This is a genomic window from Anaerosporobacter sp., assembly GCF_965301125.1.
In genome coordinates this window covers 1,102-1,551 of the sequence record NZ_CBDLAM010000383.1, presented here as the reverse complement: position 1 = coordinate 1,551, position 450 = coordinate 1,102, and the positions used below count along the sequence as shown (strand labels likewise).

At 28.7% G+C, this 450-nt stretch carries 1 pseudogene; it reads right to left on the bottom strand.

Annotated features, from left to right (window positions below):
* A pseudogene (locus ACW2QF_RS20230) lies at positions 1-450 on the bottom strand (PD-(D/E)XK nuclease family protein); the annotation flags it as partial.

Here is a 450-nt window from a genome sequence, read left to right as displayed (position 1 = left end):
ATCTTTTGTTGTTTTATATTTATCTTCTAAAACATTTACATTATCCAATGTGTCAATAATATCATTCAATAAATTATTAATTAATTCATCTGTTAAATCTACAAACACATAACAATCATCTACTAAATACTTATCCTGTACATCTTCTGGCAGCACATTTATTGTATTATACTGTTCTAATAAATCTATATAGTTGTCGACTTCATCTTCATATCCTAGTTTTTTAAGCCACATTTTTACATTGACCTTTAGTTTTTCTCCGATTGAAATTCTTTCGATCAATCTCTCTGTAGTTTTACCATTCGCTTGTGTAATTGTTATATTGCAATACTTTAAAAAGTTCCAACATATTTTGATTTTTTCTAATGGAACACCCAACTGTCTCAATCCTTCAGCATATAAAATTAACTGGCCAGCCTCACTAACAGCCTTTTCTCCGGTATATAATGA